The organism is Sporolactobacillus sp. Y61, from assembly GCF_040529185.1.
Classification (GTDB): Bacteria; Bacillota; Bacilli; order Bacillales; family Sporolactobacillaceae; genus Sporolactobacillus.
On sequence record NZ_CP159510.1, the window covers coordinates 707418 to 720661 of the forward strand.

Genomic DNA, 13244 nt, shown 5'->3' on the forward strand with positions numbered 1-13244 from the left:
ACAGCGTGTCCATCGAAGAGGTCAGTTGAACAGCCGGCTGACCGAAAGCTTCTCATGAATGCGGATAATCGCTTCACCGATGAGCGGGGCAACCGATAGCTGGACAATCTTGTCTATCTGTTTTTCTGCAGGCAGGGGAATCGTATTGGTCACAACCAGCTTACTGATTGCCGATGCCTGTATTCTTTCAATGGCAGGGCCTGATAACACAGGGTGCGTACAGCAAGCATACACCTTTTTCGCTCCACGCTCAACCAGAGCGTTTGCTGCCAGTGTAATGGTACCCGCCGTATCAATAATATCATCAATAATAATCGCTGTCTTACCCTGAATATCCCCGATAATGTTCATCACTTCGGAAACATTCGGACGCGGACGCCGCTTGTCAATGATTGCAATTGGTGCTTTAAGCCTGTCCGCCATTTTGCGTGCCCGTGTCACGCCACCATGATCCGGGGAAACAACCACGATATCCTCAATCTTTTTACTCAGAAAATACTCGGACAAAGTTGGCACACCCAGGAGCTGATCAACAGGAATATCAAAGAATCCCTGAATCTGGGGAGCGTGAAGATCCATAGTCAGAATTCGGCTTGCCCCCGCGGTTTCCAGAAGATTGGCAACGAGCTTCGCTGTGATCGGCTCACGGGCACGGGCTTTCCGGTCCTGCCTGGCGTAGCCATAATAAGGGATCACAACGTTGATCGTCTTGGCGGACGCCCGTTTCAGAGCATCAATCATGATCAAAAGTTCCATCAAATGCTGGTTCACAGGATCGCACGTGGATTGAATCACGTATACTTCACAGCCACGAATACTTTCTTCAATGCTGATTCGAATTTCACCATCACTGAATGAAGTGACCACACACTTCCCCAATTCAATACCGATATGATCCGCGATCTGTTGTGAAAGGTCGGGGTTGGAGTTGAGGCTGAATACTTTAAGATTCGGATCTAAATAGCTGCCCATGCTAATGGTTCCCTCCTGTTAATCATTTAACCTGTAATTCAGTTTTAAGGCATATTTTTCCTTATTGGTCTGTCTTGACCGGGCGATGGCAAGTGCGTCATCATTGACAGAGTCAGTGATCGTTGAGCCCGCGGCCACAAAGGCGCCATTGCCAATAGTCACCGGAGCGACCAGGTTGGCGTTGCAGCCGATAAAAGCCCCGTCCCCGATCTGTGTCGTATATTTATTTTTTCCATCATAATTAACTGTAATCGTTCCGCAGCCCATATTCACATCTTTACCCAGAACGGCGTCTCCAAGATATGTAAGATGAGAAGCCTTGCTCCTCTCGCCAATTTCAGACTTCTTGACTTCAACAAAATTGCCTACCTTTACCTGATCGTGAAGCTTCGACAGCGGACGGATGTGAGAAAACGGACCGATCTGTACATGATTGCCCACAAAACTGTCCTCAAGGACGGACTGATCGATACGGGTGTCTGAACCAATCCGGCAATTGTGAATCCTTGTCTGCGGCCCAATTACGCAATCTTCACCGATTTCTGTCTTGCCCGAAATCAGGGTTCCGGGATAAACAACCGTATCCCGGCCAATCGAACAGTCCGCAGACAGATAGGTCGAATCAGGGTCGATCAGGGTGACGCCGGCCATCATATGCCTGCGATTAATCCTTTTTCTCATGTACCGCTCAGCCTCCGCGAGCTGTACACGATTATTTACGCCAACCGTCTCTTCAAAGTTCTCCGTACGGACGGCCAGCACTTTCTCCGATCGTGCGGTCATCAGTGTGATCACATCAGGGAGATAGTATTCCTTCTGAACATTATGGTTATCAACCTTGTCCAGAAGTTCAAACAACAGACGATTATTAAAACTGTAAATGCCAGTATTGATTTCTTTAATCTGCTTCTGACGCTCTGTCGCGTCCTTATCTTCAACAATCCCGACAAATCGGCCGGTGCTGTCACGCAGAATCCGCCCATAACCTGCCGGATTCTCCAGGTTTGCTGTCAGGACAGCTGCTGCGGCATGCCCGCGTTCCTGCTCCTTAACCAGTTTTTCAATTGTACTGTGCGTAAGCAGCGGGGTATCTCCATAAAGGACGACGGTCGTCCCGTCCAGCCCTCTGAGTTTCTCCGATACCTGAAGTACAGCATGCGCCGTTCCGAGCTGCTCCTTCTGAAGCACGCATTCGGCGTCTGATCCGACACACTTTTCGACTTCTTCTGCCCCATGACCTACCACAACAAATATTTTCGAAAAATTGGCTGATTGCGCCTGATCAATGACATGACGAATCATCGGTTTCCCGCAGACCGGATGCAGCACTTTATCTAGTTTCGACTTCATTCTGGTCCCCTGTCCGGCAGCCAGAATCACCGTAAATCGGTTGGACATATCGTGAATAGCCTCCATCTTTCTCATCTGAACCCATCTATCCTTTTTAGACTATAGCTTAAAAGTCTGCTATTTTCAAGGAGACAGGGGATTTCTTTGACTGTCCGGTCAACCCGGCCTTTTTCTTTTCCTGACATGAAAAAAGAGCCGGCTTTCGGCTCTCACATAAAAATCATACAATTTAACGCTTTCATGATGCCCCGGCCTGCTGGAACGAAGGATCTTCCGCACACGCCTGCCGATATTCATTCAAGACAGCCGTTTGAATTTTCTCCCGTGTACCTGAGGTGATCGGATGAGCAATATCCCGGAATTCACCGTCAGGCGTCCTTTTGCTGGGCATGGCTACAAACATGCCGTTATTTCCGTCGATCACCCGGATATCATGAACAACAAATTCTCTGTCAATGGTGATTGAGGCAATGGCCCTCATTCGGCCGTCCGTATGTGTCAGCCTCAGTCTGACATCTGTTATTTCCATCGAAACGACACCACCCTTTTCCCTCGAAGTTCGGAACGCTTACATAGGAATTTCAACAGAAAAGGGTAAAAATCCTGCACCAGTCAGAAAATTAACACGAAAACTTCACAGAATGCGCATAAGAAGCCTGCAGTTATGTTTAGCTGTTCCTGACCCGGTTCTCAGATTGATCAAGTGAATCCATAATATTTCCGTCCTCAATAACCGGGCAGCTCTCCGGTTCCTTCATTGAAAGCTTCAGCAGTGAAGTATAGTGATCGACAAGCTTCGTCTGCTCATCTTTTTTCTCAACAAAGACAGCCATACCGGCAACGACCGCACCGAATTCCTTCGTCATGTTGATCATGCCTTTCATTGTCCCGCCGGCTTTCATAAAATCGTCGACAATCAGGACATGGGCGTCCTCCTTCAGACTGCGTCTGGGCAGCACCATCGTCTGAATCCGCCGTGACGACCCGGAGATATAGTTAATACTTACCGTTGACCCTTCCGTCACCTTACTGCTGCGGCGAGCAATGACTACTGGCACATTCCGCTGGGAAGCAACGGCATAAGCAATCGGAATACCTTTTGTCTCCATTGTCATGACAACGTCAATCTGTTCATTGATAAATGCCGATGTAATCAGACGCCCGAGTGCATTCACAAGTCCGGGATCGCCAAGTATATCTGTCATATATAAATAACCGCCGGGTAAAAGCCGGTCCTTACTGGCCATTGTTTTTTTCAGGCCATTCAGAAGACGGCCTGCCTCTTCGGAACTCATACAGGGCATATAGCTGACGCCGCCTGCCGCTCCGGCAAGCGTATGAAGTCTGCCGACACCGGTGGATTCCAGATTTTCCTTAATAATCGTCAGATCTTCACTGATTGAGGATTTGGCAGATTCATACCGCTCTGAAAAACAGGATAGCGGAACAATCTGATAAGGATGCTGCAACAGATAACGGGTCATGTCGACCAGTCTGCTGCTTCGCCTGAGTTTCATTTTATCCCTCCAAATCCGAATATTTTATATGCTATTTTACACCATTATTCGTATTTAGACAAGAGCAAGCGGTTTACAGGGCCGGACGGCATAGACTTCGGAGCAATATCCTTTCATACTGTTCACCAGGCGCTGCATTCTCGATTCATGCTGCGTCAGGCCGAAAACGGTCGGACCGCTCCCACTCATCAGGATCCCTTCCACGCCGATGACACGCATATTTTCTTTAATTCGCCCGATTTCAGTGACCTGTTTCATGGTGACGGCTTCCAGTGCATTGCCAAGCGCTGCACATATCGATGCAAAATCTCCCTTTTTAACGGCTGATTTCATACGCATGACATCAATATGCTCGGTTTTCTGACTGTCCCACGCCTGATAAGTCTTTGCCGTTGATACAGAGACATCCGGCTTGACGAGAACGACCCAGCAGGGCGGCAGTGGCGGCAACGGCTCAATCTGCTCGCCGCGTCCGGTTGCCAGTGCTGTTCCGCCGCGGACACAGAAGGAGACATCCGACCCGATCATTCGGGCGACCTCCAGCATATCTTCATAGCTCATGCCAATGTTCCACAGGCGGTTCAGCGCCCGGATCGTTGCCGCCGCATCGCTGCTTCCTCCCGCCAGACCGGCAGCTACAGGGATCTGTTTCTGAATAAAAAGATCAACACCCTGGTGGATTGCATATTTTTCTTTCATTATCTGCGCCGCCTGAAAAGCAAAGTTCCGCTCATCCTCAGGAACATAGGAAGCTGAGGTTTCTAATACGATCTTGTCATCTGTCCGCTCATCGCATTCTATACGGTCTGCCAGATCGATGGCCGCCATGACCATGCATACTTCATGGTAACCGTCTTGCCGCTGTCCGAGTACGTCAAGCGACAAATTGATTTTTGCCGGAGCTTTTTCAAGTACCTTCACTGTCTCCCCCGCCTCTTTTGTTTCGTACTCTCATCATAATCGAAACGGCGTATAAGAAAAAGGGGTTCCGCATCAAACCTTCGGATACCCCTTTTCATACTCAATCATTGCTTTTACCGGCAGTCATGTTCTGTTCTGCCTTTTCAATGGCCCGCCGTACCATGTTACCCGCATCGCGGGCACGGATGCCGCCCCATCCTTCTTTCTGGACCGTATCGTAAAAACCCAGCTCTTTAGCAAGTTCTACTTTAAACGACTCAGACATGATGCCTCTCCGTCTGGCCATGATCGGCACAACCCCTTTCCAATGGTCGAGCAGCTATATATTGTGCAAAGGGACTTCCTTCTATGCGTCAAACGTGATACAATGCCCTTGAAAGGGATTGCAGGCAGCATAAACGCGCCTCACCGGTCAATCCGGTGTGCGCGTATCCGCCAGATCATATGAAATTACGTTCTTTCATGCAGGTTGAGAAGACAGCTGCCCTCTTTACTGACCGCTTGCCATCTCGCCCGTAAAGGTGAGTTCTACCGAGTCCGTCAGTACATCCGTGTAGCTGTAAGAAACACGGTCATAGGCACTGGAATCTTTATCCAGACGCACGGTAAAGACAGACGGATAGGTACCTTCCAGAACACCAATGCGATGAATCGTTTTGCGCCTGCCTCCGTTTGCCTTGAGGGTCAAACGTTCGCCGACACGCTCATCTAAAGCGCCTTTGATATCTTTAATGGTTTTTCCCATCTCGACAATCCACCTCGCTTAATTATAAGTGTAACACAATGGACGTCAGAAAGCAAATAGTTTGAATTATATCAGGAAACCATCTTTATTGTCAATGATTTTGCTGATGTATTCCGCCCATTTTTTCATACATTAGCTTGCGCTTAAATTGACAGATCATTCCGGAAAAAATATTTTTTTACATGATCCGCATCATTCGGAGGGATACGGCAGGCCCGTCCGCAGCATACCACGGCTTTCCACGCCGCCCAGTCCGCCGGCGCCGGTTAAGGTATTGCGCAACACTTCCCAGACATTTACGCTGTCAAGAAACGAGGTAAAACTGATTTTCGCTACCAGATAGACCGGATCAAGCGCATGAATATTCACCCGGTCCGGTGAACTGGCAAAATTGGATCCCGCTCGAATCAACTGCTCAAAGTTGGACTGGCAGGCTCCCGCAAAAATAATCATCTGATCAAGGCTGGAAAAACGGCTTCGCACTTCCTTTACCGTCCGGACAAAATGGCCGGAATGGCGATACGCTTTGATTTCTTCTGCGGTTCCTTTGTTTTTCAGAAAAGCATCGTGACCAGTCAGAACAAGGATATCCGGACGAATCCGTTCAACAAGCTGCGGGACCCGATCGGGCATCTCAGACTCCGGCATATGCTTACCGATGACCGGAACCCGAAGCTTTTCATAAACCACCAGACATTTTCTCATGTACCAGGAATCACCGTCGATGTGGAGCACGCGTCCCGGCATCTCAAAATACGAGCTTCCTGATCGATAGCCGCTTGTTGCCGTATACTCCCTCCTCATGCGCATTTGTCGGTAATCCTGACGAAACAGCTTATACGATTCTGCTTCGCGCATCTTCAGGGTTGCTTCATGCTTCTCACGGTCATCTTCGCTCACCAGAACCAAATCATCCATCGGCGCATCTGCACAAAGCCGCATATCATGGCCGGTCAGCTCCGCAACCCCGGCTTCTTCACTGATCCGTACGACACGAAACAGTAAATCGCACTTATAGGAGATCCGCGCCACTATATCGCCAGTCTGAATCATTATGCTTTTCCCCACTTTCGTATCTGCATCCGCAGATCAAGCCGAAAAAAAGAGGGCCATCCGTACCACTCTATGCCCTTTTACTACAGTTTATTCCTGATCACCCGGCCTCGCAGGCAGCAAAAAAACAGCTGACCGGTGCAGCTGTTTTTATAATCACGTCATGTGTTTCCGCAAGGCGTCACTCAACCGGGCAAATTCCTCGATGGAGAGTGATTCGCCACGGCGCCCCGGGTCAATACCCGCATCAGCCAGGGTTTGAATCAGTTTCTCTTTTCTTTCTTTAGAAAAAAGATTGTTCACCAGATTATTGATCAGGGTCTTTCTTCGCTGAGCAAAGCTGGCACGGACCACTTTAAAAAAGAACGTTTCATCTGTAACAGCAACCTTCTTCTTCGGGCGTATATCCAGCCTGATCACCGCAGAATCTACATTAGGCTGTGGTACAAATACCGTTTTCGGAACAGTCATCACGACTTTCGGATCGGCCTTATATTGAACGGCAATTGACAAGGATCCGTAGCTTTTTGCCCCGGGATCGGCTTCCAGACGTCCGGCCACCTCTTTCTGGATCATCACGACAATCCTTTTGACCGGCAGATCGTCCGACAACAGTTTCATCAATATCGGGGTCGTCACATAATAAGGCAGGTTGGCAACCACCGTTACGGATGATCCCGGGGGACATACCCCGGCAAGCAGCTGCCGGAGGTCCATCTTCAGCACGTCACCGTACCGGATGGAAACATTATTGTGGTTTTGCAGCGTTTCGCTCAAAATCGCCTCCAGCCGCCTGTCGATCTCCACGGCAATCACCTTTTTCGCTGCATCGGCCAGAAGTTGCGTCAGTGCACCGGCGCCCGGACCGATTTCAAGAACCAGATCATCTTTTGAAAGTTGGGCACAAGCCACGATTTTTCTTAATATATTTTCATCAACAAGAAAATTCTGCCCCAGACTTTTTTTCAGCGTCAGGTGGTGACGCCGGATGAGATCGGCCGTCCGTTTCGGTGACGAAATATATTTATCCAACGATTCAGCCTCCCCGGGTTATGGCATCTATAGCCTGCTGCAGTTCATCAGGCGTAATCTGAAACATCTTCAGCCGTTTATAAAGCTGTTTGCCATTTGTATAACCCATTTTCAACTGCTCGCCCAGCCTCTCGCGCAGCCGTCTTGAGTCCGATCCGCCAAGGAGGCCGTATGCACGCAGCTGGTCCATGGAAATCTGTTCTTCCGGCTCTTCGATCACGGAATGCACTTCGGCAAGTGCTGAGCGAATCGCTTCCGGTGAGGCATGCTCGATACCCAGACTTTCGCCTTCTGCACCCTTTCCCTCTTTCCGGGTGATAAAGGCATGTTTGCAGCCGGGAACTTCCTGACTGATGATCTTACGAATACGTTCGCCCGGATAATCCGGATCCGTCATGACGATCACCCCACGCCTTTTCTGAGCGTTCCTGATCGTTTCAATCGTCCGGCGGCTGACGCGCGAACCGTTCGTTTCAATCGTATCGGCATGAACGGCTCTGTTGATGGCCGTTGTATCACTCTTTCCTTCCACAACTATGATTTCTTTTATAAACATCATTTTCCCCTTGTCTGATCATTTCAATGATTGCGGGATATGAAAACATTTTTCAGCATTCCCGGTTGTAATCTGTGCGATTTCGCTGAGGGAGAGCCCTCTGATTTCCGCCAGCTTTTCAGCAACGAGCCAGACCCGGGCCGGTTCGTTCCGCTTCCCCCGAAAGGGATGCGGGCTGAGATACGGGCAGTCCGTCTCAATCATCAGGTGGTCGAGCGGAACTCTGGCGGCCGTCTCACGCTGCAGTGCCCCGTTCTTAAAGGTCAGTGGGCCACCAAAGCTGATATAAAAATTTAATTCAATGAATTTCTCGGCCCATTCCAGGTTATCACTGTAACAGTGCATCACTCCGCCTGTCGTTTCGGCATGCTCTTCCTTTAAAATACGCCAGGTATCTTCTGTCGCTTCACGATTATGAATAATCAGCGGCAGTCCGGCCTCCTTTGCAACACGAATCTGCCGCCGGAACACGGTATGCTGCACCTTTTTCGGTGATTTATCCCAGTGATAATCAAGGCCGATTTCACCAAGGGCGACTATTTTCCGATGGACCAGTTTCCCTTTGATCCAGTTAAGATCATCGTCAGTCATATCCACTGCGTCCTCCGGATTCCAGCCTATCGCTCCGTAAATCGACGGATAAGCATCAATGATCGGAAAGACGCGTTCCATGGATGGACGGTCAACCCCGATGACCATCATCCGGCTGACGCCCGCTGCATGCGCACGCTCCAGAACGGGATCAAGATCTTCCTTAAATGCATCGTCATTTATGTGTGTATGCGAATCAAACAGCATGGACAGCCTCCTCATCCTGATTTATGCCCTCTCCGGGGAAAGGTCCTGCGAGAGTGAAAAAAAGCGGGAAGCATGCACCACCCGCGCATCTTCCCATCTGCTGCAGCGCCGGCCTTTCGGTCAGCTAATCTGTTCACCGTATTTTCGCACCATTCGGAAGCGATCCGGCCACCGTCGCTACTTTCACCTGACCGTCACCTTCCCCGGCCAGAAGCATGCCCTGTGACAGTTCGCCGCGCAGTTTGACCGGCTTCAGGTTGGCAATAATGATGATCTTTTTACCGACCAGGTCATCAGGCTGATAATATTCAGCAAGTCCGGAAACAATCTGTCTCTTTTCGTAGCCGAGATCAAGCTGCAGTTTCAGCAGCTTGTCTGCTTTCTTTACTTTTTCAACCTTCAGTACTTCTGCGACACGCAGATCGATTTTTTGAAAATCAGTCAGTTCAACCTGATCTGCAGCGGCTGCTTTTGATTTCTTTTCTTTGTTACCATTCGGTTTGGTTCCCGCTGCTCCGCGCATCCGTGATTTAATGTAGGCGACTTCCTTGTCAATATCCAGACGGGGGAAAATGGGATCTTCTTTATGGACATGCCAGTCACCGGTATTCACAGCCGGATCAGTAAGCGACTCCCATGCCTGATCGGAGGGATCCGTAACACCAAGCTGGCTGAAGATTTTTCCCGGTGTGGATGTGAAGAATGGCCGAATCAGTATAGAGACCGCGCGAATGGTATTGATCAGGTGAGCAAGAACAGAATCAAGATCTGCCCATTTCGTCTCATCCCGGGCAAGCGTCCATGGCTGCGTCTTGTCAATATATTTATTAGTCTGTCCAATCAGTTTCCATATGGCCGAGAGCGCAACGGAGAACTGCAGATTTTCCATCTGGTCCTGAACCGTCCCGACGGTATCAGCCAGCACATTTTCCAGCGGGCCGTCAAACGGTGTCACCTGTCCGGTATAAGCAGGCACTTTGCCGTCACGGTACTGCTCAACCATCGCCACCGACCGATTGAGCAGATTGCCCAGATCGTTTGCCAGATCGAAGTTAATCCGTTCAACAAATGCTTCAGGCGTAAACAGTCCATCCGAGCCGAATGGCACTTCCCGCAGCAGATAATAACGCAGAGCATCCAGTCCATAGCGGTCGATCAGTGGCTCCGGATCAACGACATTGCCTTTCGATTTTGACATTTTCCCGTCCTTCATCAGCAGCCAGCCATGCCCGAATACCTTTTTGGGCAGGGGCAGACCGAGCGCCATCAGAATGATCGGCCAGTAAATTGTATGGAAACGAACAATCTCTTTCCCGACCAGATGTACATCGGCCGGCCAGAATTTCTTAAACTTCGTCTCATCGTCCGATCCATAGCCGAGGGCGGTAATATAATTCGTCAGCGCGTCCAGCCAGACATAAACAACATGTTTCGGATTGCTCGGAACTTTGATTCCCCAGGAGAAGGAGGTCCGTGAAACAGCCAGATCTTCCAGTCCAGGTTTGATGAAGTTGTTGATCATTTCCTTTTTCCGCGATTCCGGCTGGATAAAATCAGGATGTTCTTCATAATACTTCAGCAGCCGGTCCGCATATTTGCTCATTTTAAAGAAGTAGCATTCCTCTTTCACCCTTTCAACTTTGTGACCGCTGTCCGGGCTTTTCCCGCTGATAATTTCTCCTTTGTCGTTCTTTTCTATATCAACAAGCTGAGATTCGGTATAATAGGTTTCATCAGGAATACTGTACCAGCCCTCATATTCACCCAGGTAGATGTCGCCCTGATCCAGCAATTGCTGAAAGATCTTCTGAACGACCCTGGTATGGCGCGGCTCAGTCGTGCGAATAAAATCGTCATAGGAAATATCAAGCTTCTTCCACAACTGCTTAATCTGCGCAACCATCCCGTCCACGTAATCAATCGGTGATACGCCCTTCGCTTTTGCCTTCTCTTCGATTTTCTGACCGTGTTCATCCGTTCCGGTCAGAAACATTACATCGTAGCCTCGCAGTCTTTTATAGCGGCACATCGCGTCACCGGCAACGGTTGTGTACGCGTGGCCAATATGTAATCGTCCGCTTGGGTAGTATATCGGTGTCGTCAAATAGAATGATTTCTTTTCAGTCATACAGCATCACTGCCTCCTTAAAAAGCACTCCTCCGAAAATGAAGATACTAAAAAAACTATACGGTTCACTGTGTGTAATGTCAAGAATACTGCCAAAGCCGGATCCGGACAGGTCATCCGCTTTTGTCGTCGATATGATGGTAAATCCGGTACACGTCCCGCTTCGGCACAGAACGGTCGACAGCCGTCTGTTTAATGGCATCCCGGACTGTCATATTTTTATCCTTTACATAATGGTCGACATGTGCAGAGACATCAAGTATCCGCCACCACAGGTCATCCGTCTGTTTCTGCGCTTCCTCCGCGCCTGCAACAATCAGGCAGACTTCACCCTTCACTTCCCCTTTTTCTTCAAGACTGCTGAGCACATCAGTGATTTTCCCTCTGAAAAAGGTTTCAAACCGCTTGGTCAGTTCTTTCGACAGTGAAATCTTCCGATCGCCAAACGCTTCATGCAAATCCTTAAGTGTATGAAGAATTCGCCGCGGCGATTCATAGAAAACCAGCGTGTACGGGAGTCCGGTCAGAGCCTGTAGGGCCTGAGTCCGCTCTTTTTTCTGTCGGGGGAGAAAACCGTAGAACAGAAAATGATCAGTGGACAGGCCGGAAGCGATCAGACCCGTGACTGCAGCGTTTGCTCCCGGGAGCGGGACAACCGGGATCTTCTGACCAATACAGGACGCGGCAAGATCTGCTCCCGGATCAGATATACCCGGTGTACCGGCATCGGTCACCAGTGCAACGGTTTTCCCGGACAACAGTTCTGCGATCAGCTTTTCACCGCTTGCTCTTTTATTATGTTCGTGATAACTGACAAGAGGCGTATGGATCTCAAAGTGTGCACAGAGCTTCATAGTATTACGCGTGTCTTCGGCAGCCACAATATCAGCTGTCTTCAAAATCTCAAGCGCACGAAACGTGATATCATCAAGATTGCCAATTGGCGTAGGCACAAGATATAGCGTCCCCTTCCCCTCATGAGCCGTCTGAAAGCTGATCTGTTCTTCCATTTTGCACGCCCCTTCGGATTAATGCTTCTTTTTTTTGCCGCGTCAGATGCTTGATCGCCCACTCTCGGCGCATGGCAGCCGATTTATCCGGGAGGGGCTCTTCGTACACGATGCGCAGCGGTTTATGGCTGCGTGTATATTTGGCCCCTCTGCCGCTCAGATGTAGAGCAAATCTCTTTCGCACATCTGCTGCATAGCCTGTATAAAAACTTCCATCCCTGCATTCAAGGATATAGACACTGTACGTCTTCATTTTTCCGGCCACACATCCTCTGTATAGTGGCCATTCCTGTCGTAAACAACGATCGGTGGCAGAACAGTAAGTCCCGGCCGGCCACCTGCCGTCCCTTCTATGAGCAGCATGTTTGCCTGCCTGCCCTTCCGCGGATGGATCATCTGCAGCTTTTTCGGTTCAATACCTGACTCCTGCATCACAGATAGAATTTCAGCCAGGCGTTCGGGCCGATGAACCATCGCCAGTCTTCCGCCCTGTTTCAGCAGAAGTGCGGCCGTACGCACCACATCTGTGAGCGTAATCAGAATCTCATGCCGCGCAACCGCCAGATGCGGATTCATTTTCGTATCCCGTGCGGCTTCTTTCGTAAAGTAAGGGGGATTGCATGTGACGACATCACAGAGGTGCCGGCCCATTTTTTCCGGAAGTTTCTTAGCATCCCCGCAGATAAAATTAACCTGATCTTCAAGGCAATTCAGTGCCGCGCCGCGAACAGCCAGATCACACACTTCAGGCTGAATTTCAACGCCTGTAATCCGGCCTCGTGTCCTCTGTGAAAGGAGGAAGGGTACGGCACCATTTCCTGTGCACAGATCAACCAGCCGGCCCTGCCGGATGGGGACATACACAAACCGGGAAAGCAGGACGGAGTCCAGTGAAAACGGAAAAAGATCATCAGATTGAATAATTTTCAGACGGGTCTGAAACAGAAAATCCACACGCTCATTCTTTTTTCCGGCTTTGCTGTGCATCGGGATCCTCACTCTTTCCCATTATTTTGTTACGGGTCACAGGCTATTTAATTAAAGCCCGTTGGTAAAAAAAACCGCCTGAAACAAAACAGACAGGCAAGTCGATGGGGTTTATCGCATGAACGGGCAGTAAGACCCCCACCTCAGGGTCATGTGGGTAAACAAACAGACCCGG

15 protein-coding genes are annotated in these 13244 nt (G+C 49.6%); all 15 read right to left on the minus strand.

Annotation, left to right across the window (positions count from 1 at the left end; translation table 11 throughout):
- Nucleotides 1-21: 21 nt before the first annotated feature.
- Nucleotides 22-972, minus strand: coding sequence for a ribose-phosphate diphosphokinase (locus ABNN70_RS03560; RefSeq protein WP_129929960.1), 951 nt, complete (start codon nt 970-972; stop codon nt 22-24).
- A gap of 18 nt (nt 973-990) precedes the next feature.
- A complete protein-coding gene (gene glmU / locus ABNN70_RS03565; RefSeq protein ID WP_129929983.1) occupies nt 991-2370 on the minus strand; it encodes a bifunctional UDP-N-acetylglucosamine diphosphorylase/glucosamine-1-phosphate N-acetyltransferase GlmU in 1380 nt (459 codons plus the stop codon).
- 190 nt (nt 2371-2560) lie between these two features.
- The gene (gene spoVG / locus ABNN70_RS03570; protein ID WP_129929959.1) at nt 2561-2851 is read right to left on the minus strand and encodes a septation regulator SpoVG; all 291 of its coding nucleotides are present in this window, start codon (nt 2849-2851) and stop codon (nt 2561-2563) included.
- A gap of 139 nt (nt 2852-2990) precedes the next feature.
- Entirely contained in the window at nt 2991-3839 is an 849-nt protein-coding gene (gene purR / locus ABNN70_RS03575; RefSeq protein WP_129929958.1) for a pur operon repressor, read from the minus strand.
- Between the two features lie 54 nt (nt 3840-3893).
- Nucleotides 3894-4760, minus strand: coding sequence for a 4-(cytidine 5'-diphospho)-2-C-methyl-D-erythritol kinase (gene ispE / locus ABNN70_RS03580; protein ID WP_129929957.1), 867 nt, complete (start codon nt 4758-4760; stop codon nt 3894-3896).
- A gap of 100 nt (nt 4761-4860) precedes the next feature.
- Nucleotides 4861-5046, minus strand: coding sequence for a small, acid-soluble spore protein, alpha/beta type (locus tag ABNN70_RS03585; RefSeq protein WP_129929956.1), 186 nt, complete (start codon nt 5044-5046; stop codon nt 4861-4863).
- 204 nt (nt 5047-5250) lie between these two features.
- Complete coding sequence (locus ABNN70_RS03590) at nt 5251-5505, minus strand: Veg family protein (RefSeq protein WP_129929955.1); 255 nt, start codon at nt 5503-5505, stop codon at nt 5251-5253.
- Between the two features lie 192 nt (nt 5506-5697).
- Nucleotides 5698-6561 carry a sporulation peptidase YabG gene (yabG, locus tag ABNN70_RS03595; RefSeq protein WP_129929982.1) on the minus strand — a complete coding sequence of 288 codons (864 nt, stop codon included), beginning with the start codon at nt 6559-6561 and terminating at the stop codon, nt 5698-5700.
- A gap of 153 nt (nt 6562-6714) precedes the next feature.
- Nucleotides 6715-7590 carry a 16S rRNA (adenine(1518)-N(6)/adenine(1519)-N(6))-dimethyltransferase RsmA gene (rsmA, locus tag ABNN70_RS03600; protein ID WP_129929954.1) on the minus strand — a complete coding sequence of 292 codons (876 nt, stop codon included), beginning with the start codon at nt 7588-7590 and terminating at the stop codon, nt 6715-6717.
- Between the two features lie 4 nt (nt 7591-7594).
- Nucleotides 7595-8146 carry a ribonuclease M5 gene (gene rnmV, locus ABNN70_RS03605; RefSeq protein WP_129929953.1) on the minus strand — a complete coding sequence of 184 codons (552 nt, stop codon included), beginning with the start codon at nt 8144-8146 and terminating at the stop codon, nt 7595-7597.
- Nucleotides 8147-8164: 18 nt separating this feature from the next.
- Nucleotides 8165-8944, minus strand: coding sequence for a TatD family hydrolase (locus ABNN70_RS03610; RefSeq protein WP_353948769.1), 780 nt, complete (start codon nt 8942-8944; stop codon nt 8165-8167).
- A gap of 133 nt (nt 8945-9077) precedes the next feature.
- Nucleotides 9078-11072 (minus strand): methionine--tRNA ligase, encoded by a 1995-nt coding sequence (gene metG / locus ABNN70_RS03615; RefSeq protein ID WP_353948770.1) that lies wholly within the window; start codon nt 11070-11072, stop codon nt 9078-9080.
- A 113-nt stretch (nt 11073-11185) separates the two neighbouring features.
- Complete coding sequence (rsmI, locus tag ABNN70_RS03620) at nt 11186-12082, minus strand: 16S rRNA (cytidine(1402)-2'-O)-methyltransferase (protein ID WP_353948771.1); 897 nt, start codon at nt 12080-12082, stop codon at nt 11186-11188.
- A complete protein-coding gene (locus ABNN70_RS03625; protein WP_353948772.1) occupies nt 12048-12335 on the minus strand; it encodes a GIY-YIG nuclease family protein in 288 nt (95 codons plus the stop codon). The genes rsmI and ABNN70_RS03625 overlap by 35 nt, the downstream gene beginning before the upstream one ends.
- On the minus strand, nt 12332-13069 hold the full coding sequence (locus ABNN70_RS03630; RefSeq protein WP_353948773.1) for a tRNA1(Val) (adenine(37)-N6)-methyltransferase: 738 nt from the start codon (nt 13067-13069) through the stop codon (nt 12332-12334). The genes ABNN70_RS03625 and ABNN70_RS03630 overlap by 4 nt, the downstream gene beginning before the upstream one ends.
- Between the last annotated feature and the right edge of the window lie 175 nt (nt 13070-13244).